The sequence below is a fragment of the Thermoactinomyces daqus genome, from assembly GCF_000763315.1.
GTDB lineage: Bacteria > Bacillota > Bacilli > Thermoactinomycetales > Thermoactinomycetaceae > Thermoactinomyces_A > Thermoactinomyces_A daqus.
The window spans coordinates 87588-106752 of record NZ_JPST01000014.1 but is presented as its reverse complement, the minus strand read 5'-3'; the positions used below and the strand labels follow the sequence as shown (position 1 = coordinate 106752).

23 protein-coding genes are annotated in these 19165 nt (G+C 52.5%); 22 read left to right on the top strand and 1 reads right to left on the bottom strand.

Translation table 11 applies throughout. The features are described from left to right. Nucleotides 1-113 precede the first annotated feature (113 nt). Nucleotides 114-707: a thymidine kinase gene (locus JG50_RS0107115; RefSeq protein WP_033100417.1), complete on the top strand. Its 594-nt coding sequence runs from the start codon at nucleotides 114-116 to the stop codon at nucleotides 705-707. A 163-nt stretch (nucleotides 708-870) separates the two neighbouring features. Here JG50_RS0107115 and JG50_RS0107110 read toward each other — a convergent pair whose 3' ends face one another. Further along, nucleotides 871-1899 (bottom strand): CPBP family intramembrane glutamic endopeptidase, encoded by a 1029-nt coding sequence (locus JG50_RS0107110; RefSeq protein WP_033100416.1) that lies wholly within the window; start codon nucleotides 1897-1899, stop codon nucleotides 871-873. 214 nt (nucleotides 1900-2113) lie between these two features. On the opposite strand from JG50_RS0107110, the gene prfA reads away from it, so the two are divergent. The 21 genes from prfA to atpC all read left to right on the top strand — a co-directional run bounded on the left by prfA (nucleotide 2114) and on the right by atpC (nucleotide 19157). Continuing rightward, complete coding sequence (gene prfA / locus JG50_RS0107105) at nucleotides 2114-3187, top strand: peptide chain release factor 1 (protein ID WP_033100415.1); 1074 nt, start codon at nucleotides 2114-2116, stop codon at nucleotides 3185-3187. Nucleotides 3188-3224: 37 nt separating this feature from the next. Further along, nucleotides 3225-4094, top strand: coding sequence for a peptide chain release factor N(5)-glutamine methyltransferase (prmC, locus tag JG50_RS0107100; RefSeq protein WP_033100414.1), 870 nt, complete (start codon nucleotides 3225-3227; stop codon nucleotides 4092-4094). A gap of 78 nt (nucleotides 4095-4172) precedes the next feature. Beyond that, the gene (gene spoIIR / locus JG50_RS19270) at nucleotides 4173-4844 is read left to right on the top strand and encodes a stage II sporulation protein R (RefSeq protein WP_081943770.1); all 672 of its coding nucleotides are present in this window, start codon (nucleotides 4173-4175) and stop codon (nucleotides 4842-4844) included. 85 nt (nucleotides 4845-4929) lie between these two features. Further along, entirely contained in the window at nucleotides 4930-5394 is a 465-nt protein-coding gene (locus JG50_RS0107090) for a GNAT family N-acetyltransferase (RefSeq protein ID WP_033100413.1), read from the top strand. Between the two features lie 79 nt (nucleotides 5395-5473). After that, nucleotides 5474-6574: an L-threonylcarbamoyladenylate synthase gene (locus JG50_RS0107085; RefSeq protein ID WP_370589382.1), complete on the top strand. Its 1101-nt coding sequence runs from the start codon at nucleotides 5474-5476 to the stop codon at nucleotides 6572-6574. A 154-nt stretch (nucleotides 6575-6728) separates the two neighbouring features. Next, nucleotides 6729-7289: a manganese efflux pump MntP gene (locus JG50_RS0107080; protein WP_033100411.1), complete on the top strand. Its 561-nt coding sequence runs from the start codon at nucleotides 6729-6731 to the stop codon at nucleotides 7287-7289. A gap of 212 nt (nucleotides 7290-7501) precedes the next feature. Then, on the top strand, nucleotides 7502-8164 hold the full coding sequence (locus tag JG50_RS0107075; RefSeq protein WP_033100410.1) for a low molecular weight protein arginine phosphatase: 663 nt from the start codon (nucleotides 7502-7504) through the stop codon (nucleotides 8162-8164). Between the two features lie 135 nt (nucleotides 8165-8299). Next, complete coding sequence (rpiB, locus tag JG50_RS0107070) at nucleotides 8300-8746, top strand: ribose 5-phosphate isomerase B (protein ID WP_033100409.1); 447 nt, start codon at nucleotides 8300-8302, stop codon at nucleotides 8744-8746. Then, nucleotides 8746-9318 carry a TIGR01440 family protein gene (locus JG50_RS0107065; RefSeq protein WP_033100408.1) on the top strand — a complete coding sequence of 191 codons (573 nt, stop codon included), beginning with the start codon at nucleotides 8746-8748 and terminating at the stop codon, nucleotides 9316-9318. Before rpiB ends, JG50_RS0107065 begins: the two co-directional genes overlap by 1 nt. Before the next feature lie 49 nt (nucleotides 9319-9367). After that, a complete protein-coding gene (locus JG50_RS0107060) occupies nucleotides 9368-10615 on the top strand; it encodes a serine hydroxymethyltransferase (protein ID WP_033100407.1) in 1248 nt (415 codons plus the stop codon). Between the two features lie 346 nt (nucleotides 10616-10961). Beyond that, nucleotides 10962-11591, top strand: a complete 630-nt coding sequence (upp, locus tag JG50_RS0107050; protein WP_033100405.1) for a uracil phosphoribosyltransferase — start codon at nucleotides 10962-10964, stop codon at nucleotides 11589-11591. Nucleotides 11592-11830: 239 nt separating this feature from the next. Then, nucleotides 11831-12121, top strand: coding sequence for an AtpZ/AtpI family protein (locus tag JG50_RS0107045; protein ID WP_033100404.1), 291 nt, complete (start codon nucleotides 11831-11833; stop codon nucleotides 12119-12121). 6 nt (nucleotides 12122-12127) lie between these two features. After that, the gene (locus JG50_RS0107040) at nucleotides 12128-12523 is read left to right on the top strand and encodes an ATP synthase subunit I (protein WP_081943769.1); all 396 of its coding nucleotides are present in this window, start codon (nucleotides 12128-12130) and stop codon (nucleotides 12521-12523) included. Nucleotides 12524-12534: 11 nt separating this feature from the next. Further along, nucleotides 12535-13242: a F0F1 ATP synthase subunit A gene (gene atpB / locus JG50_RS0107035; protein ID WP_033100402.1), complete on the top strand. Its 708-nt coding sequence runs from the start codon at nucleotides 12535-12537 to the stop codon at nucleotides 13240-13242. A gap of 47 nt (nucleotides 13243-13289) precedes the next feature. Continuing rightward, complete coding sequence (gene atpE, locus JG50_RS0107030) at nucleotides 13290-13514, top strand: F0F1 ATP synthase subunit C (protein WP_033100401.1); 225 nt, start codon at nucleotides 13290-13292, stop codon at nucleotides 13512-13514. Nucleotides 13515-13639: 125 nt separating this feature from the next. After that, nucleotides 13640-14143: a F0F1 ATP synthase subunit B gene (gene atpF, locus JG50_RS0107025; RefSeq protein WP_033100400.1), complete on the top strand. Its 504-nt coding sequence runs from the start codon at nucleotides 13640-13642 to the stop codon at nucleotides 14141-14143. Beyond that, nucleotides 14140-14682 (top strand): F0F1 ATP synthase subunit delta, encoded by a 543-nt coding sequence (locus tag JG50_RS0107020; protein ID WP_033100399.1) that lies wholly within the window; start codon nucleotides 14140-14142, stop codon nucleotides 14680-14682. Before atpF ends, JG50_RS0107020 begins: the two co-directional genes overlap by 4 nt. 31 nt (nucleotides 14683-14713) lie before the next feature. Next, entirely contained in the window at nucleotides 14714-16231 is a 1518-nt protein-coding gene (gene atpA, locus JG50_RS0107015) for a F0F1 ATP synthase subunit alpha (protein ID WP_033100398.1), read from the top strand. Nucleotides 16232-16312: 81 nt separating this feature from the next. Next, nucleotides 16313-17194, top strand: a complete 882-nt coding sequence (atpG, locus tag JG50_RS0107010; protein ID WP_033100397.1) for an ATP synthase F1 subunit gamma — start codon at nucleotides 16313-16315, stop codon at nucleotides 17192-17194. Nucleotides 17195-17279: 85 nt separating this feature from the next. Further along, nucleotides 17280-18686, top strand: a complete 1407-nt coding sequence (atpD, locus tag JG50_RS0107005; protein ID WP_033100396.1) for a F0F1 ATP synthase subunit beta — start codon at nucleotides 17280-17282, stop codon at nucleotides 18684-18686. Between the two features lie 198 nt (nucleotides 18687-18884). Continuing rightward, nucleotides 18885-19157, top strand: coding sequence for an ATP synthase F1 subunit epsilon (atpC, locus tag JG50_RS0107000; protein WP_081943768.1), 273 nt, complete (start codon nucleotides 18885-18887; stop codon nucleotides 19155-19157). Nucleotides 19158-19165 lie beyond the last annotated feature (8 nt).

The following is a 19165-nucleotide window of genomic DNA, read 5'->3' as shown; positions in this document are numbered from 1 at the left end:
TTCTTCTTTGCTCTGTGATAAAATAGTTACGGTTTGGATTGTCGGGATCGCATCCAGTTTCTGAAACGCTGGGTGCTTTTTTTACGGGTAAAACTGCATAGGGAGGAACATCAATGACAGACAGAATTATTGGCAGGGAGCGGGAAGGCTGGATTGAAGTGATTTGCGGGGGAATGTTTTCCGGGAAGAGCGAAGAGCTGATTCGCCGCATCCGCCGTGCCAAAATCGCCCGGTTAAACGTACAGGCGTTTAAGCCGGCCATTGATGACCGTTACCATAGCGACGCGATTGCTTCTCACAATGGTCTGATCGCCGATGCGCGGCCGGTGTCCAAAGCGGAAGAGATTCTCTCATGCCTTGCGGAGAATACCGATGTCGTCGCGATTGACGAAGTGCAGTTCTTTGATGATGCCATTGTGGAAATCTGCCAACAATTGGCTGATCGCGGAATCAGGGTGATTCTGGCCGGACTGGACCAGGATTTTCGCGGAAAGCCGTTTGGACCGACGCCTGTGTTGCTTGCCGTTGCCGAATATGTGACCAAATTGCAGGCGATTTGCGTAAAATGCGGAGCTCCTGCCAGCCGTACACAACGTTTGATCGACGGCCTTCCGGCTGCAGATGACGAGCCGGTCATCCAGGTGGGGGCGCTGGAGCAATATGAGGCGCGATGCCGCCATTGCCATGAGTTGATTTCCCATCAATAAACGGAGTGGACCGCCTTACATAAAAAATCTCAACCGGGCCTGAATAAAGCCAGTGCGGTTGAGATTTTTTTCTGTGGAAGTGCAGCAGGCCCGGGCAGCCGGGCGCATCCTTGCCCCCTGCGTTTCCAATCGTCACTGAGGGGGGAAGCTTTTTCTTCTGAATTCACTTTAAGCTGAGGATGCCCAGGCTGATATTGTACGTGGCATGAATGATCATGCAGACGGTTGTATTGTAGCGGTAACGCACCAGGCTCAGGACGAGAGCCAATAGGAAAACAACCAGAGTTGCCGCGCTGATGCCGTAATTGGCATGAACCAGTGCGAATAGGATGCTGGTATAAACGAGGCCGAACCGCGGCAAGAGGGCGCCGCGGAAGATGATCTCTTCCCCCAAGGCGGCTGCCAGTCCGAGTGTCAGAATCCCGGGAATGGACGTAAACAGCGGTCCGAGCAACTTATTGGTCAAATCCTCCACGTGGGGATCACCCATCCATCCCTGTGTATAAGCGAGGTTTTCCACCAGATTGGAGATTACCATCATCACCAGCCCGATCGCCAGTCCAATCAACAATTCCCGGGTCGTGATCTTTTTCAGGCCAAGCCGGTCCAGCGTTTGGCTGAGCGTGCGCCGGCTGAGCCAGCCCACCCCGATCAATCCCAGAAAGGCGAGCAGGATATCCTGAGACCAGAGCATGGCGAGAACACCGGAAGACGACTGCGGCTGGCTGGTCTTGCTGAGTGTGTCCAGCCCGACTCCCAATGTGACGATCATTTGCATGAATACGAGCATGCTCATGGACAGGGAAAAGGAATGGATGCGATTATCGGCATCGATTGGAAGGAGCCGGGAGACCCAGCGGCGCATTACAGGGATAAAAATCAATAAGCCGAGGAGGGACGGCAGCCAAAGGCCCAGTCCGATCAGTTGCATTTTCCGGATCAGGTCGCCAGAAGGGACTTGGCCCAGCAGTTCTAAATAGGAGTCCCCGCGCAAATGGATCATCAAACCGATCAAAAAGCTGGCAGCATAGCCAAATCCGATGAGGAGATAGCCGATCAGCGCGATTTCCCGGCCTGATTTCGGCTGGAGCGGGGTTCGTTTCTTCTCTGAGAGATTGATCACATAAAACAGAGCGATAATGGGGCCGAAAGTATAAAGGTTGTTCAGCACATTATTGATTACCTCAGTCATATGATGGCTCCTTATGCTGGGAAATGTCGAGTTTTTCTTCCATCATAACATTATTATAAGGAGAATACCTCCCTTTCTTCCAAAGAACTTCAATCTTGTGGTAAAATCAAATGACGTGAGCAAAACGTTCGGAGGAAAGGACTTTCCCTTCAAATAAATTGTCAGCCGAAGCCGGAAGAAGAACTCCGGCAGCGAAAAATGGGAGTGAGCAAAAGTGTTAGATCGTTTGGAGGCGATTCACAAACGGTATGAAGAGCTGAGTCAGTTGCTCTGCGATCCCGAAGTGATCGGCGATGCCAAAAAGCTGCGGGAATATTCCAAGGAGCAGGCCGGATTGGAAGAGCAAAATCAGGCTTATCTGGAGTATAAGCAAGTGGTGGAACAACTGGAAGACGCCAAAACGATGCTGGAAGAAAAACTGGACGATGAAATGCGCGACCTGGTAAAAATGGAGATTGAGGAGCTTTCCGAGCGCAAGGAAGCATTGGAAGAGCGCATTTGCATCCTTCTTTTGCCCAAAGACCCCAATGATGAAAAGAACGTCATTGTGGAGATTCGCGGCGCGGCCGGAGGGGATGAGGCGGCTTTGTTCGCGGCCGATTTGTACCGCATGTATACGCGTTATGCCGAGCGGCAGGGCTGGAAAGTGGAAGTGCTGGAAGCCAGTTCAACCGGCCTTGGCGGGTTCAAGGAAGTGGTTTTCTCCATTCAGGGGCGCGGTGCATACAGCCGGCTGAAGTATGAAAGCGGGGCCCATCGCGTGCAGAGGGTGCCGGAAACCGAGTCGGGTGGAAGGATTCATACCTCGACGGCGACCGTAGCTGTCCTGCCGGAAGCGGAGGAAGTGGAAGTGGAGATCAATGAAAAAGATCTCCGCATCGACACTTTTTGCTCCAGCGGACCGGGCGGACAGAGTGTGAACACGACAAAATCCGCCGTTCGGGTTACGCATATTCCGACCGGAATCGTGGTATCCTGTCAAGATGAAAAATCGCAAAACAGCAACAAAGAGAAAGCGTTGCGGGTGTTGCGTGCACGCTTGTTTGACCTCAAGCAAAAAGAGGAGATGGAAAAGCTGGCGAGCGCACGCAAATCTGCGGTGGGTACCGGTGACCGCAGTGAGCGGATTCGTACGTATAACTTCCCGCAAAGCCGGGTGACCGATCACCGCATCGGTCTGACGCTTCATAAGCTGGATCTGGTTCTGGATGGGGATCTGCAAGAAATTATCGATGCATTGATTCTTCACGAACAGACAGCACTCCTGGAAAAGGCGGGAGTCGATTAAACATCCGGCCTTGTGAAGGGAAAGGGGCAAAAAACTGATGGGCATGAATGTTCGGGAAGCCTTCCAGCGGGCTTCCTCTTTTTTGCGGGGAGCGGGGGTTGAGTCCCCGGAGTTTGAAGCGGAACTCCTTTTGCGGCGTTTTCTTGGGGTGGATCGTGCCCGTTTCTTTCTGCTTTTCCGCGACCCGTGGCAAGAGGAGTGGACCGCTCCGTTCCAAAATTGGCTGAACCGGCGGGCTGCCGGAGAGCCGCTGCAATATATCATCGGGGATCAAGAGTTTTACGGGCGGCTGTTTCAGGTAAATCCCTCGGTTTTAATCCCCAGGCCCGAGACGGAAGGATTGGTGGAAACCGTACTGGAAGAGGCGGAGCGTTTCTTGGGGAAGCGGGCTCTGCATGTCGTCGATGTGGGAACGGGGAGCGGGGCGATCGCCATCACCCTGGCCTTGGAAAAGCCGGAATGGCAGGTGACAGCCATTGATCTTTCATCGGAGGCGTTGGCCACTGCCAAAGACAATGCGCACCGCCATGGGGTTAAGGAGAAAATCACGTGGATTCACGGCAGTTACTTGACTCCCCTGCTTCCTGATCTGCCGACGATTGACGTTCTCGTTTCCAATCCGCCGTACATTCCTTCCGCCGTGATCCCCGCTTTGGAAAAACAGGTGCAGGCGTTTGAGCCGCGCCTTGCCCTGGATGGCGGTGAGGATGGATTGGAGCCTTACCGCGTTCTTACGGAGCAATTTGGAAAGTGGAGCGGCAAGCGGTTGGTTTGTTTTGAGATCGGCGCGGATCAGGGCGGCGAAGTGGCCGGATTGGTGAAAAAGATTTCCGGAGCCGAGCGGGTGGAAATAAGACAAGACTTGGCCGGCCGGGATCGGGTGGTAATCGGATTCATCAGCGGCTAAGTGAATTTTTTGAAAAAATGAGATTAAATTGTGCCCTCCTTGTCCATACTTTGGATAGGAACAAGGAGGGCATGAACGATGCGAAAATGGACTCATATTTTCATGTTATTTTCAGCGGTTTTTGCCTGGGTTTTTGCCTATGTGGCTGAAGGGTCCGGCCCGGAAGCGGGAGCCGTTTCGCCTTCGGCTCCGGAAATCCCAAAACAAGCGATTCGCCTGCGGATTTTGGCCAACAGCGACAGCGTCGGTGACCAATGGTTAAAACGCCGGGTGCGCGATGCGATTGTGCGGGAGATCGGGACGTGGGCGCTGAAACCGAAAAACATCGAAGAAGCGCGCCGGGCGATTCGTGAGCGTTTGCCGCTCTTGCGCCGGATTGCCGAACAGACGGTGCATCATTACGGTTATTCCTATCCGGTAAAAGTCGACTTTGGCCAGGTTCCCTTCCCGACGAAATTGTACGGAAACAAAATTTATCCGGCCGGAAATTATGAAGCATTGCGGATTACCATCGGAAAAGGGCTGGGGAGCAACTGGTGGTGCGTCCTGTTTCCGCCGCTCTGTTTTATCGACATGTCCAACGGGGATGCGATCGACGGCAAGGAAACCACACAAACGCTGTCTGCCTCTGCCGCACAGGATGTTTATGTGGAAATGAACGGGCAGGCGCGGGAAAAGTCATCGGCTGAAGGAAAATTGCAGGTTCGTTTTTTGCTGCTGGATCAGCTGGCCAAATGGTGGCATTGGTGAGCGGGGGATGAACAGCCGGCGGTTCTAGAAATCCGCTTCCTGTCATACCGCTATAGTAGGACAAGCGGAACAGGAGGAAACGGATATGTTTGTGATTCGCCGGGCGGGAGAACACGATCTTTTTCGCATTCGCCGGTTGATTAAAGATGCGGGGTTGAATGATAAGGGGATTGAAAGTAATCTGCTCCATTTTTTTGTCGTGGAAACGGCAAGTGATCAGGGAGAGTCCCCGCAGATGGTGGGCGTTGTCGGCATGGAAGTGCATGGTTCGATCGGGTTGCTTCGGTCGTTTGTGCTGGAGAGGGCTTCCTGGATTGGCAAAGTGGGGATCAAGATGATGGAGATTTTGCTCGCTTACGCGAAAAAGCTGGGATTGACGCACGTTTATCTGCTGGCCGGGGCTTCCACTTCTTTTTTCTCCGAACTCGGCTTTGTCGAAGTCGCGTTTGCCGACCTGCCCGAGGTGCTGAAGGAATCCGAACATTTTGAGCGCTCGCTTTATAAAGGGACGCCGATGGTTTATACCCGGTTTTCCGGGGATCAGTCGTAAACCGGCTCCGGCTCGGCGACCGGATTGTGGTATGATAGTTGAACAACAGAACGGGGCAAAGGGTAAAGGGGAATCAAAAGTGAATCACAAAGAAACAGAATGGGCCCGTGTGGATGGATCATTAACAGTTGAAGCGCTAAGGCAAACAAGGGAAATCCGGGAAGGAGCAAGGATCCTTCGCGAGGGAGGGCTTGTCGCGTTTCCGACGGAGACGGTGTATGGATTGGGAGCAGCAGCCACGCTCAAATCGGCCGTAAACGGCATTTTTTCGGCCAAAGGGCGCCCTTCTGACAACCCCTTGATCGTTCATGTCGGGGAGAAGAACCAGGTCAGCCTTGTGGCCAAAGAGGTATCGCCGTTGGCTCAGTCCCTGATTGACCGTTTTTGGCCGGGGCCGCTGACCATCGTCGTGCCTCACCGGGGAAATCTGGCTGAAAATGTGACGGCGGGCTTAAGTACCGTCGGCATTCGCATGCCTGATCATCCGACGGCGCTCGCCCTGTTGCAGGAGACAGGGCTGCCGGTCGCGGCTCCCAGCGCCAACCGTTCGGGACGTCCGAGCCCGACTGAAGCCCGGCATGTGTTTGAAGATCTGGCAGGGAGAATCGATCTGATTCTGGACGGCGGCCCGACCGGGGTCGGAGTGGAATCGACCGTCGTCGACGTTAGCACGGAAGTCCCGGTCTTGTTGCGACCTGGCGGGATTACCCTGGAACAGCTGACAGAGGCGGTTGGCCGGGTCGAGGTGGATCCCGGACTCCGTTCCAAAGACGAAGTGCCGCGCGCTCCGGGGATGAAGTACCGCCATTATGCACCAAGGGGGCAAATGTGGCTGATCCGCGGGGAGCTTTTGCCGATGCACGGAAAAATGAGGAAGTTGGCGCAGGAATATCAATCACAAGGCAAAAGGGTCGGGATTTTGACGACGGAGGAATATCGCCGCGATTTTTCTGCCGATGTTGTGATTGCCTGCGGCCGGCGGGAAAACCCGGCCAGTGTCGCGCGGAATCTGTATCATGCCTTGCGGGAATTTGATGATCGCGGAGTCGAAGTGATTTTGGCCGAGGCTTTCCCGGAGCATGGGCTTTATCATTCCGTCATGAACCGCCTTCTGAAAGCAGCCGGCGGAAATGTGCTCGATGTGGGAAGCGCGGTTAAACCGGATTCCGGACGGATTTGACCAGTGAGGGATCTTGCGGTTGCTTTCGGTCCGGTGTTCATATCTTTGTGTGCGGGATCACGAACCAAGTGCTCTTTGGGGCATTTGGTTCTTTTTTGTGTCTGCCCGGCATACGATGTGACAAGCAGGACCTCGGGACAGGGGAGGAAAAGGAATGGATCTTTCGATGGCGCAATGGGGGCAGATCTTGACATTAACCATGATTGCGGTTGCTCTGGGGATGGACGCTTTTTCACTCGGGGTCGGTCTCGGCATGAGGCGTTTATCATTCTGGCAGATGACGTCACTAAGCCTGTCCATTGGTCTTTTCCATGTAATAATGCCCCTGTTGGGCATGATGATGGGACAATTTCTGGGAACCGTGATGAAGGGCATCGCCGTGGTTGTAGGAGGCGGAATGCTTTGTTTTTTGGGACTGAACATGCTGATGAATGTGATTCGCCGGGAAAAAGAAACCCGGATTTATATTCAGTCCTTGATCAACATATTTTTGTTGTCGCTCAGTGTCAGTGTTGATTCGCTGTCGGCCGGACTCAGTCTCGGCTTGTTTCATTCCGATCTGCTGCTGACCTGTTTGATGTTTGGCTCTGCCGGGTTTGCGATGTCCGGCGGCGGGCTGATGCTCGGACGGTTTATCGGGAACTGGGTGGGAGGATACGGTGAATTATTTGGAGGAATCATTTTAATTATCCTGGGCAGTAAATTTATATTTTAAATTTTCGTGCATCGTCGCAGGCATGGTTTTTGTTGCCCCTGATCCTCCCTTTCAGTAAAGTAGAAAATAGGAGACAAATTCCAGTCATCGCAAAAAAAGGACCGGCAAATTCGGCCTTTTCTCAAGCGGATTATTCTTGAATTGGACAAAGATACGTATAGCATCCATCTGTTCAACTGATACTGAAGAACAGATGAAATGGGGTGAACGGAATGAAGAAGATCCTTTTCGTTTGCACGGGGAACACCTGCCGGAGCCCGATGGCCGAAGCGCTTTTGAAAAAAATTGCGCAAGAGGCCGGGATCGAAGTGGAGGTCAAATCGGCCGGCGTTTCGGCGATGGAAGGTTCGCTGGCAGCCGAACAGGCATCTCAGGTTCTGATGGAGCGGGGAATTGAACATTCCCATCGGTCGCAGATGCTGAGCCCGGAATTGGTGCGCTGGGCAGATCTCATCCTGACGATGACCGCCCGGCACAAATTTGATATTCAATATAATTATCCGGAGAGTGTCGATAAGATTTATACCTTGAAAGAATATGCGAATCAAAATACGAAGGTCATGGAATTGTATCAGCAATTGGATCGTATCTATGTGGAAATGGAAAACAAACGAGTTGAGATCCGTGCCCGCTATTCCCTGACACCGGACAAGCCTTGGCCCAAAGAAGCGGAAGAGGCCTGGCGAAAAGAGATTGTACCGCTGCGAAAGCGGGAACAGGAGCTGCTGATTCTCCTGGAGCAAAAGAGGGACAACGTCGATGTGAGCGACCCGTTTGGCGGTTCCGTCGATGTTTATCGTCAGTGTGCCGACGAATTGGAACGAGAAATTCGTAAAATCGTTGCCAAGTGGAATCGCTCTTCCGATGCCCGCTGATGTGTGGTTAACTAATAGAGGGAAGCCTGAGGAGATTTGGAAGGGGAGTCGGGCACCCCGGCCGGCAACAGGAACGCGGCAGGGCCTGACGCCCGCACTGCGACTCAGTCACAGAAAAAGGGAGGAGAGAAACAGATGCGCATTATACTCGGTTCCGATCATGGCGGGCTGCGCCTGAAAAAAGAGGTCAAAGAGCTGTTGACCGAACTGGACATCGCCTATGAAGATGTGGGATGTGATTGTGAAGAATCCGTCGATTACCCCGATTATGCCTACCCGGTTGCCAAAAAAGTGGCTGAAGGGGAATTTGATCTCGGCATTTTGATCTGTGGCACGGGAATCGGGATGTCAATTGCCGCAAACAAGGTTAAGGGAATCCGCTGTGCTGTTGTTACCGATGAATTTTCGGCAAGAATGGCGCGGGAACACAATAATGCCAATATCCTGGCACTCGGAGAACGCGTGGTTGGCCCTGATCTGGCCAAATCGATCGTGCGCGCCTGGCTTGGTGCAGAGTTCCAGGGAAACCGCCATGCCCGGCGCCTGGAAAAAATCAGCCAACTGGAAGGAAGTCTTTCTTGATGGAATTCGCTTCACTGAAAAACGAGGTAAAGGAGATTTTGCACGACTTGCTGGAAGCCATGCCCCTGACTGAACGGCATCTGGTGGTGTTCGGTGTGAGCACGAGTGAAGTGGCAGGCAAGCGGATCGGTACGGAAGGAAGCACGGAAATCGCTGCCCGGATCTTTGCCGGCATTCGCGAAGTTCAGGCGGAATCCGGTTTTCAGCTCGCCTTCCAATGCTGTGAGCATCTGAATCGTGCCCTGGTGGTGGAGCAGGAGACCGCAGAGCGATTTTCGCTGCCCGAAGTGACGGTCATCCCTGTTCCCCATGCCGGGGGAGCGATGGCATCCTACGCCTTTCGCCATTTGGAGCATCCTGTTTTGGTGGAAAAAATTCAGGCGGATGCCGGTGTCGATATCGGGGATACGCTGATCGGAATGCACCTGAAACCGGTTGCGGTTCCCGTTCGTCCCCGCTTGAAAAAGGTGGGGCAGGCACACGTCACCATGGCGAAAACCAGGCCCAAACTGATCGGCGGGGCCAGGGCTGTCTATTTGTTGGAAGCTGAAGAGGAAGGTTCCGCAAAGTAACCCGGGTTTGTTAGAATAGAGGAAATGGTCTCAATGGGGGGAGCAGTCGATGGAACATTTACGTAAAAGAGATCCGCAAGTGGCTGAGGCAATCAGACAGGAGCTGGGGCGTCAACGGAATAAAATCGAATTGATCGCTTCAGAAAATTTCGTGTCCGAAGCGGTCATGGAAGCGATGGGAACCGTGATGACCAACAAGTATGCGGAAGGTTATCCGGGTAAACGCTATTACGGCGGATGCGAGTATGTGGATGTGGTGGAAGAGCTGGCACGCCAGCGGGCTAAGGAACTTTTTGGTGCCGAGCATGCCAATGTGCAGCCGCATTCCGGCGCTCAAGCCAATATGGCAGTTTATTTTTCCGTGCTTGAACCGGGAGATACCGTTTTGGGGATGAACCTGGCGCACGGCGGTCATCTGACGCATGGAAGCCCTGTCAACTTTTCGGGCAAAATGTATCGTTTTGTCGCGTATGGAGTCGATGATCAAACTCACCTGATCGACTATGATAAAGTTCGCCAGCTGGCACTTGAGCATAAGCCGAAACTGATCGTTGCCGGTGCCAGTGCTTATCCCCGTGTAATCGATTTTGCCCGGTTCAGGGAAATTGCCGACGAAGTGGGCGCTTACCTGATGGTGGACATGGCTCACATCGCCGGATTGGTGGCCACGGGAGACCATCCGAATCCGGTGCCCTACTCCGACTTTGTTACGACCACGACACACAAAACACTGAGAGGCCCCCGCGGCGGAATGATTTTGTGTCAGGAAAAATACGCAAAGTTGATCGATAAAACGATTTTCCCCGGCGTGCAGGGCGGACCGTTGATGCACGTGATTGCCGCAAAGGCGGTTGCATTGGGAGAAGCGCTTACAGATGAGTTTAAAACGTATTCCAAAAATATCATCAATAATGCGCGGCGGTTGGCGGATTCCTTGAAACAACAAGGATTCAACCTGGTTTCGGGGGGAACGGACAACCATTTGATCCTCATTGATGTCCGCAACTTGGGCCTGACCGGGAAAACGGCGGAACATCTGTTGGATGAAGTCGGCATCACCACCAACAAAAATACGATTCCCAACGATCCGGAAAGCCCGTTTGTCACCAGCGGAATCCGCATCGGTACCGCTGCAGTTACCTCACGTGGCATGGATTTGCCGGCCATGGAGGAAATCGCCGGCATCATGGCTCTTACCTTGAAAAATCCGGAAGACGGGGCTGCGCATGAGGAAGCGCGCCAGCGTGTGGCCCGCTTGACGGAAAAATATCCGCTTTATCCGGACTTGCGAATTTAACTTTTCATCCGGCCTGAGGGATCACCGCAGGAAATGGAAGGCGTCAGCGAGAACAGCAGATGCCTTCTGTTTCCTGTTTTTTTGTGCGGTGCATTTGCGGTGCTTCGTGTCCCCCCTGATCGTTCAATTTTTCCCGGGTTCATCCCAGGATTGCGCCGAAATGATATGAATGTCTTTTGGGCCGGTGAAATGCGTTTTTCCTGTTTTTACACCCGGCAGAAAAAATATACCAACCTTTGGCAATGATAAATAAGGGAAATGCTTGAGGGACGACAGGGAATATGGTTAGATATCATAGGGACAAAAATAATTGTCATCTGATGACAAAGAAAGTGGGGAACCGAACGTGAGCAATGTCTATGTATTCGACCATCCGTTGATCCAGCACAAACTGACCTTTATCCGTGACAAACATACGGGAACGAAAGAATTCCGTGAGCTGGTTGATGAAGTGGCCGCCTTGATGGCCTATGAAATTACCCGCGATATGCCGCTCAGAGAGGTGGAGGTCGAAACACCGGTCACCACGGCGAAGTGCAAGGTTCTGGCCGGGAAAAAGCTGGGCCTTGTGCCGATTTTGCGGGCCGGGCTCGGGATGGTAGACGGGATTTTGAAATTGATTCCCGCAGCCAAAGTGGGCCATATCGGGCTCTACCGCGACCCTGAAACACTAAAACCGGTGCTCTATTATTCCAAGATGCCGTCCGATATCGGCGAACGGGATCTGATTGTGATCGATCCGATGCTGGCAACAGGAGGTTCCGCTTCGGAAGCGATCCGTGCCCTGAAGGAAATGGGGGCGAAAAATATCAAGCTGATGTGCCTGATCGCCGCACCGGAAGGGATTGAGCGCGTGCAGGCAGATCATCATGATGTCGACATTTATGTCGCGGCGGTGGATGAGGGTCTCAATGAAAAAAGTTATATCGTACCCGGGCTCGGTGATGCAGGAGATCGGCTTTTTGGTACGAAGTAAATTTATATAAAAGGCTGCCGGCATGATGGATCGCGAGGAGGCGGACAGCGGGGACTGGTTAGAAAACGAACTGGATTTGTAAAATTAAAACGGGCACTTCCTTGAAACAACAAGGATTTTCAAGGGGAGACCAAACGATTTGCCGCAAATGTGACAATTTGTTCAAAACTCTTTTCGGGAAAGCGTTGACAACACCGTTGACCCTTCGTTACTATAGGCAGGGGGAAGGACAGTTCCTGATGCCAATCATGATTAAAATTTTATTCCGAGGCGGTCTTCTTTCCCTAAATGTTAAAGGTCCAACGGGGGATCTCATGAATAACACTGGAAATCCTTGGCGGATTGTTGGAATGATTGGTTCTGCAGGAATGGAAATCATCTTCCTCACAATCGGTGGGGCTTGGTTGGGAAACAAGCTGGATGCCGTTTGGGGAACCAAACCATTCATGCTGCTCGCGGGAGTACTGCTCGGATTGGTGTTTGGTTTTATCAGTTCATTTTTCACCATTAAAGCAATGACAAAGGAATGACTCCTCATGGATCCCATAACAACCATTCGTCGTCGAGTGGTGTTCCTCACTATTGTATTCCTTGCTATTTTAATGATCATCTGGTTTTTTACCCCGCAGAAGAGATTAGTCGCCGGTTTTTTTCTCGGTCTTTGTGTAAGTTTGTACAATATTCTGTACATGTCGCGCAAAGTGCGCATCGCCGGTGAGCGAGCCATCCTCACCGGAAGCACCAGAAACCGGGGAACCGGCATGGTCAATCGCTATCTCATGGTTGCCCTCGCGATCATCATCGCCATTGAATATCCGGGATGGTTTGATGTTCGGGCCGTTCCGTTCGGGCTGCCAATTTGCTATATACTCATCATTCTACTTGAGTTTTGGGAAGCAAGGCGTCTCAACCACCAAATCAGAAAGGGGTGAATCTACGGAGAATGGAGAATACTCCCAAGCTTACATTTCACTTGGCAGGACTGCCCATCACTTTTGACGTTACCGTGATGATCGGAACGACCGTCACCTGCGTTGCCGTTTTCCTCATCGCTTGGCTTGCAACGCGGCGCCGTGCCCTCGTGCCTTCCGGCATCCAGAATGTGGTGGAAATGCTCGTGGAGTTTACCCGCGGCCTTGTGCGTTCCAATCTGGATGCGAAAACGAGCGAAAAATTTTATAGTTTTGCCTTTACCCTCTTTTTCTATCTTCTCATTGCGAACCAGCTTGGACTTATGTTTAACATCGTGACGGAATCCGATCACGTCTCGGCAGCATGGTGGAAGTCGCCGACAGCCGATATCAACGGTCCTTTGGCCATGGCATTTGTGATTACCATTGTCGCTCATTTCTTAGGAATCAGAAAATCGCCGAAGAAATACGGAGCCCACTATTTCCAGCCGTTTTGGTGGATGTTTCCGCTGCATCTCATCGATGAGATCGCCAAACCGCTTACGCACGGAATGCGTCTTTGGGCCAATATCTTTGCCGGGGAAGTACTGGTCTTTGTCCTGCTGAAAGCGGCATGGGTCGGTATCCCGCTCAACGTCATCTGGATTGGGTATTCCGTCTTTGTCGGCATCATCCAAGCGTATGTATTCACAATTCTGGCGATGGTTTATATGTCGCAGAAATTGTCTACCGATCATTGATAAAAAGATCGAAAAACTGTCAATAAGAATCAGAGGAGGAAACTGAAATGGATTTGGGTGTAATAGCTGGTGCAATTTTGATGGCTTGCGCTGCCATCGGTGGTGGGATTGGTAACGGTCTGGTATTTGTTCGCTATCTGGAAGGGATTGCCCGTCAACCGGAACTCCGCGGATTGCTGTTCGGGCAAACCTTTATCGGAATCGCGCTGGTCGAAGCGTTGCCGATTATCGCCGTTGCGTTCGGGATCATGAAGTTGCTCGGCATCCTTTAATCGGCTTTTTCTCTGGCGGACGGGGATCCATCATTTTTTTCCCCGTCCGGTTGCGATTCAAACCAGGCATTTGAAGGTTTTTGCTTTTGAGATAGATTTGGCATGATCGGAAGGGAGTGAATGGGATGCACTATGAAAGTGGGATTCATATCGAGATCGGCACCATTTTGTTTCAATTAGCCGCATTTATTATTTTAATGCTTCTTGTAGGCCGCTTCGCTCTTCGCCCGATGCTGCAGACGATGAAACAGCGCCAGGATCATATTGAAGGCCAGATCAAATCGGCGGAAGAGAGCCGCAAAGAAGCGGAAAAGCTGCTGGAAGAGCAGAAGGCAGAGCTCAGCCGCACCCGCCAGGAGGCGAAAGAGATCATTGAGCGCGCCAAAGCGCAAAGCGAGCGTGAGGCCGAAGAAATCATCAAAGGAGCGCATGAACGGGCAGAACGGATGATTCAGGAGGCGACGGCCGAAATCAAGCGTGAGAAGGAAAAGGCCTTGGCCAGCCTGCGCGAAGAGGTTGGGACGCTCTCCATCCAATTGGCATCCAAGCTGTTGGAGAAAGAATTGGATAAAAAAGGGCAGGCCAAACTGGTCGCAACCTATCTTGAAGAGGTAGGAAGATTACAATGAGTTCAGTTGTAGCGAAACGGTATGCCAAAGCGTTGTTTGAAGTGGCCCTGGAGAAGAATTGCCTTGACCAGGTGGGAACCGACCTGGAGCAGATTGCCCAAACATTTGCCTCCGTACCCGAGCTGAAAACGTGGGTACAGCATCCCACAACTGCCGCGGAACAGAAAAAAGAAGTGTTTGCACGCATTTTTGCAAATCTGAACGAATACACGAAAAACTTTCTCGATCTGTTGGCCGATCGCCGGCGCGAAAGCATTGTGCAGGACGCCTTCGCTGAATACAAGCGCCTGGTGAACGAACACAAAGGAATAGTCGAAGCAGTTGTCACGACTGCGTTTCCGCTTACCGCCACAGACCGCAAAAAACTGGTTGCCGCTTTTGAGCCGATCGTCGGCAAAAAGCTGGATATTACCGAAAAGGTGGATTCTGACATCCTGGGCGGAGTGATTGTGCAAGTGGGAGACCGTTTGTACGACGGCAGCCTGCGTACCAAGTTGAACCGGTTCAGAGAACGATTGAGCGGAAACAGAGTCGGATAGATCAGAGATGGGAAGATTGGGGTGAACGAATATGAGCATTAAGCCGGAAGAGATCAGCTCTCTCATTAAGGAGCAGATCGAAAATTACCGGGCTGAAGTGGAAGTAACCGATGTGGGCACCGTCATCAGTGTGGGGGACGGGATCGCCCGGGTTCATGGCCTGTTGAATGCCATGGCAGGTGAGCTTGTCGAGTTCAGCAACGGCGTGATGGGGATGGTGCTCAACCTTGAAGAGAACCATGCCGGGATCGTTATTTTGGGGCCGTTTGCCGATATTCGTGAAGGAGATCAGGTGAAGCGGACCGGCCGTCTGATGGAAGTGCCGGTAGGTGAGGCGTTACTGGGCCGCGTCGTCAATCCGCTCGGGCAGCCGCTCGACGGAAAAGGACCGATTGAAACGACCGAATTCCGTCCGGTTGAATCTCCTGCACCTGGCGTTATTGACCGGAAATCAGTGCATGAGCCGTTGCAAACCGGGATTAAGTCGATTGACTCGATGGTGCCGATCGGCCGCGGTCAGCGGGAGCTGATCATCGGGGACCGGCAGACCGGGAAGACGACGATTGCCATCGATACGATCATCAACCAAAAAGACCAAAACATGGTCTGTGTCTATGTAGCCATCGGACAAAAGCAATCCACGGTAGCCAATGTCGTTGAAAAGCTGCGTCGTTTCGGGGCGCTTGATTACACGATCGTGGTCGTGGCCAGCGCATCCGATCCTGCACCGCTTCTGTTCCTGGCACCGTATGCGGGTTGTGCGATGGGTGAGTACTTCATGTATAAAGGCGGACACGTTCTGTGCGTTTATGACGACTTGTCCAAGCAGGCGACGGCTTACCGTGAGCTCTCGCTCCTGCTTCGCCGTCCGCCGGGCCGTGAAGCTTACCCGGGGGATGTATTCTACCTGCATTCCCGCCTGTTGGAACGTGCGGCCAAATTGTCCGATGCCCGTGGGGGCGGTTCGTTAACGGCATTGCCATTTATCGAAACGCAAGCCGGGGATATCTCCGCCTATATTCCGACCAACGTCATTTCGATTACCGACGGTCAGATCTTCCTGGAATCGGATTTGTTCTATGCCGGGGTTCGTCCTGCGGTAAGTACCGGTACTTCGGTCTCCCGGGTCGGGGGTTCGGCACAGATCAAGGCGATGAAAAAAGTATCCGGTACCTTGCGTCTTGATTTGTCCCAGTACTTCGATTTGGCGGCATTTGCCCAATTCGGCTCCGACCTCGACAAAGTGACCGCTGCCAAACTGGAGCGCGGTAAGCGGACCATTGAGATTTTGAAACAGGATGAGCATCAGCCGATGCCTGTGGAGAAACAGGTTATTTCCCTCTACTTGGTTACCAAGGGCCACCTCGACGATATCGCGGTTGAAGATGTACGCCGCTTTGAAAGTGAATTCCATGCCCACTTAGACAGTCACCACGAAGAAATCCTCAAGGATATCCGTGAAAAGAAAGAGATGACCAAAGAGACGGAAGAGAAGCTGATCCAGGCGATTGAAACCTTTAAAAAAGGCTTTATCAAATCGGACAAATGACGATCATTGAGACGGCAGGTGCGTCCGGGTTGGAATGAACCGGCCCGGGCCATTGCCGGGTAACGGAAAGGCGGTGAACTGATGGGGCAATCGATGCGTGACATTAAACGGCGGATTCGCTCGTTCGAGAAAACCAGACAGATTACCAAGGCGATGAAAATGGTGGCGGCATCCAAATTGCGCAAGGCTCAGGAACAGGCGGAATCGTCACGGCCTTATGCGGAGAAGATGCATGATGTGATCGTCAATGTCGCCAGGGGAACAAAAGGATATAACCATCCCATGCTCGTTTCCCGCCCGGTGAGAAAGACCGGTTATCTGGTCATCACCTCTGACCGCGGTCTTTGCGGCGGTTATAACAGCAATTTGCTCAGAAAGTTGCAGGCGACTTTACATGAGCGCCACCAGAGCCAGGATGAATACGTCATTTTTGTCATCGGCCGCAAAGGCAGAGACTTTCTCAAGCGACGCGGGCTCCCGGTAATCGGTGAAGTGACCGGGTTATCTGATTCACCGAAGTTTGCCGATGTTCACGAGATCGCCAAACAAGCGGTGCAGTTTTACGCGGACGAAAAATTTGATGAGCTGTTTATCCTTTACAACGAATTTATCAATCCGATCATTCAGCGTCCAGTGGAAAAACGCCTGTTGCCGCTGACTGGTGAAGAACTGAGGGATTCGGAAGGAACCGCTGCCGGAGCGACGGCCGTTTACGAATATGAACCTTCGCCGGAAGCGGTATTGGATGTCCTGTTGCCGCGTTATGCAGAAGCTCTGATCTACAGCGCGCTGTTGGAGGGCAAAGCGAGCGAATTTGCCGCCAAGATGAATGCGATGAGCAATGCAACGGATAACGCAACCGAATTGATTGAAAAACTGACGCTTGAGTTCAACCGTGCCCGTCAAGCGGCCATTACCCAAGAGATTGCAGAAATTGTCGGCGGCGCTTCGGCACAGGGATGATAAACAGAACGGACTTATTTTCCTTTTGATGGATTACGGCTAATCCGTTTTAATAGATGCAATTGCAGCTTAAGGAGGGAATGTGATGAGCACTGGACGTGTCTTACAGGTAATGGGCCCTGTTGTGGACGTGCAGTTTGACCAGGGGCACATGCCGGAGATTTACAACGCCATTAAGGTAAAACGCGCGGATGGAAGCGAATTGGTATTGGAAACGGCGCTGCATCTCGGGGATAACACGGTGCGTACGGTGGCCATGGCTTCGACGGATGGATTGGTGCGCGGGATGGAAGCAGTGGATACAGGTGCGCCGATCTCCGTTCCGGTTGGACGCCCGGGATTGGGACGGGTATTTAACGTATTGGGAGAACCGATCGATGAAGCCGGTCCGGTTAACAGTGATCTGAAGCTTCCGATCCACCGCCCGGCCCCCAGCTTTGAAGAGCAATCGACCGAACAGCAAATGCTGGAAACGGGGATTAAAGTCGTTGACCTGCTCTGCCCTTATGCCAAGGGAGGAAAGATCGGTCTCTTTGGCGGTGCGGGAGTAGGGAAAACCGTACTCATTCAGGAGCTTATTCATAACATCGCACAAGAGCACGGCGGTTTGTCCGTTTTTGCCGGTGTAGGGGAACGTACCCGCGAAGGGAACGACCTGTACCATGAAATGAAGGATTCGGGTGTTATCGAGAAAACGGTCATGGTGTTCGGACAGATGAACGAACCGCCAGGGGCACGGATGCGCGTCGCCCTTTCGGGACTGACGATGGCTGAGCATTTCCGTGACAGCGAAGGACAGGACGTTCTTCTCTTCATTGACAATATCTTCCGCTTCACCCAGGCAGGTTCCGAGGTATCGGCCCTGTTGGGACGCATGCCTTCAGCGGTGGGTTACCAACCGACCCTGGCCACGGAAATGGGCCAATTGCAGGAACGGATCACTTCGACGAAAACCGGTTCGGTTACCTCGATCCAAGCGATCTACGTACCGGCCGACGACTATACCGACCCGGCGCCGGCAACCACCTTTGCTCACTTGGATGCGACCACCAACCTGGAGCGCCGTTTGACGCAAAAAGGGATTTATCCGGCTGTGGATCCGCTCGCTTCGACTTCCCGCATTCTTTCCCCGGATGTAGTCGGAGAAGAGCATTATCGCGTGGCGCGCGGTGTACAGCAGCTACTGCAACGTTACCAGGAGTTGCAAGATATCATCGCCATCCTCGGTATGGACGAGTTGTCCGAGGAAGACAAACAATTGGTGGCCCGTGCGCGCAAAGTGGAAAAATTCCTCTCGCAAAACTTCCACGTTGCCGAACAGTTTACCGGTCAGCCAGGGGTATATGTGCCGGTCAAAGAAACGGTACGCAGCTTCAAAGAAGTGCTTGAAGGCAAACACGATGACCTTCCGGAAGATGCCTTCTACATGGTCGGCGGCATCGACGAAGCTCTGGAAAAAGCGAAAAAGCTGGGTTATACCCGCATGATCTGATGGAGGAATCGCAGGACTGCCTGGCGGCCATAAGACGGAATTGGCGTCAAAGTGCCAGGCAGTTTTCCTGTGGTTGAATCGATTGGTTCCCGTGATCGCCCGGAAGCAAGGAGGTGAATTTCTGCTGGGAAGCCGAATCCTGTCCCGGATAGCCGACATGGACTGGCAAGCGGATGGGAGCGGAGCAGCAGGGTGGCCATGAGCACAATGGTTTTGGATATCGTGACACCTGAGAAAAAGGTGTATTCCGAAGAAGTGGAAATGGTGATAACGAAAGCTGCTGAGGGGGAAATCGGGATTTTGCCCAGACACATTCCCTTGGTCAGCCCGATTAAAGGAAAAACGGTTCGTGTCAAAAAGGACGGCGTTTTTGAAACATTTCACGTGAGTGGCGGTTTTATTGAAGTTCGCTCGGATCGCGTTACAATTTTGGCGGAAAAGGCGGAACTGCCAGGCCAGAATGAAGAATAAACGATACA

Bases quoted from the DNA above. Each gene is read 5' to 3' on its own strand.
- JG50_RS0107115 (WP_033100417.1), top strand. From the start codon at position 114: ATGACAGACAGAATTATTGGCAGGGAGCGGGAAGGCTGGATTGAAGTG.
- atpC (WP_081943768.1), top strand. From the start codon at position 18,885: ATGAGCACAATGGTTTTGGATATCGTGACACCTGAGAAAAAGGTGTAT.
- atpA (WP_033100398.1), top strand. From the start codon at position 14,714: ATGAGCATTAAGCCGGAAGAGATCAGCTCTCTCATTAAGGAGCAGATC.
- atpD (WP_033100396.1), top strand. From the start codon at position 17,280: ATGAGCACTGGACGTGTCTTACAGGTAATGGGCCCTGTTGTGGACGTG.
- JG50_RS0107075 (WP_033100410.1), top strand. From the start codon at position 7,502: ATGAAGAAGATCCTTTTCGTTTGCACGGGGAACACCTGCCGGAGCCCG.
- JG50_RS0107080 (WP_033100411.1), top strand. From the start codon at position 6,729: ATGGATCTTTCGATGGCGCAATGGGGGCAGATCTTGACATTAACCATG.
- atpG (WP_033100397.1), top strand. From the start codon at position 16,313: ATGGGGCAATCGATGCGTGACATTAAACGGCGGATTCGCTCGTTCGAG.
- JG50_RS0107060 (WP_033100407.1), top strand. From the start codon at position 9,368: ATGGAACATTTACGTAAAAGAGATCCGCAAGTGGCTGAGGCAATCAGA.
- JG50_RS0107065 (WP_033100408.1), top strand. From the start codon at position 8,746: ATGGAATTCGCTTCACTGAAAAACGAGGTAAAGGAGATTTTGCACGAC.
- spoIIR (WP_081943770.1), top strand. From the start codon at position 4,173: ATGCGAAAATGGACTCATATTTTCATGTTATTTTCAGCGGTTTTTGCC.
- JG50_RS0107090 (WP_033100413.1), top strand. From the start codon at position 4,930: ATGTTTGTGATTCGCCGGGCGGGAGAACACGATCTTTTTCGCATTCGC.
- JG50_RS0107110 (WP_033100416.1), bottom strand. From the start codon at position 1,899: ATGACTGAGGTAATCAATAATGTGCTGAACAACCTTTATACTTTCGGC.
- atpF (WP_033100400.1), top strand. From the start codon at position 13,640: ATGCACTATGAAAGTGGGATTCATATCGAGATCGGCACCATTTTGTTT.
- JG50_RS0107040 (WP_081943769.1), top strand. From the start codon at position 12,128: ATGGATCCCATAACAACCATTCGTCGTCGAGTGGTGTTCCTCACTATT.
- prmC (WP_033100414.1), top strand. From the start codon at position 3,225: ATGGGCATGAATGTTCGGGAAGCCTTCCAGCGGGCTTCCTCTTTTTTG.
- atpB (WP_033100402.1), top strand. From the start codon at position 12,535: ATGGAGAATACTCCCAAGCTTACATTTCACTTGGCAGGACTGCCCATC.
- JG50_RS0107020 (WP_033100399.1), top strand. From the start codon at position 14,140: ATGAGTTCAGTTGTAGCGAAACGGTATGCCAAAGCGTTGTTTGAAGTG.
- rpiB (WP_033100409.1), top strand. From the start codon at position 8,300: ATGCGCATTATACTCGGTTCCGATCATGGCGGGCTGCGCCTGAAAAAA.
- atpE (WP_033100401.1), top strand. From the start codon at position 13,290: ATGGATTTGGGTGTAATAGCTGGTGCAATTTTGATGGCTTGCGCTGCC.
- JG50_RS0107045 (WP_033100404.1), top strand. From the start codon at position 11,831: ATGCCAATCATGATTAAAATTTTATTCCGAGGCGGTCTTCTTTCCCTA.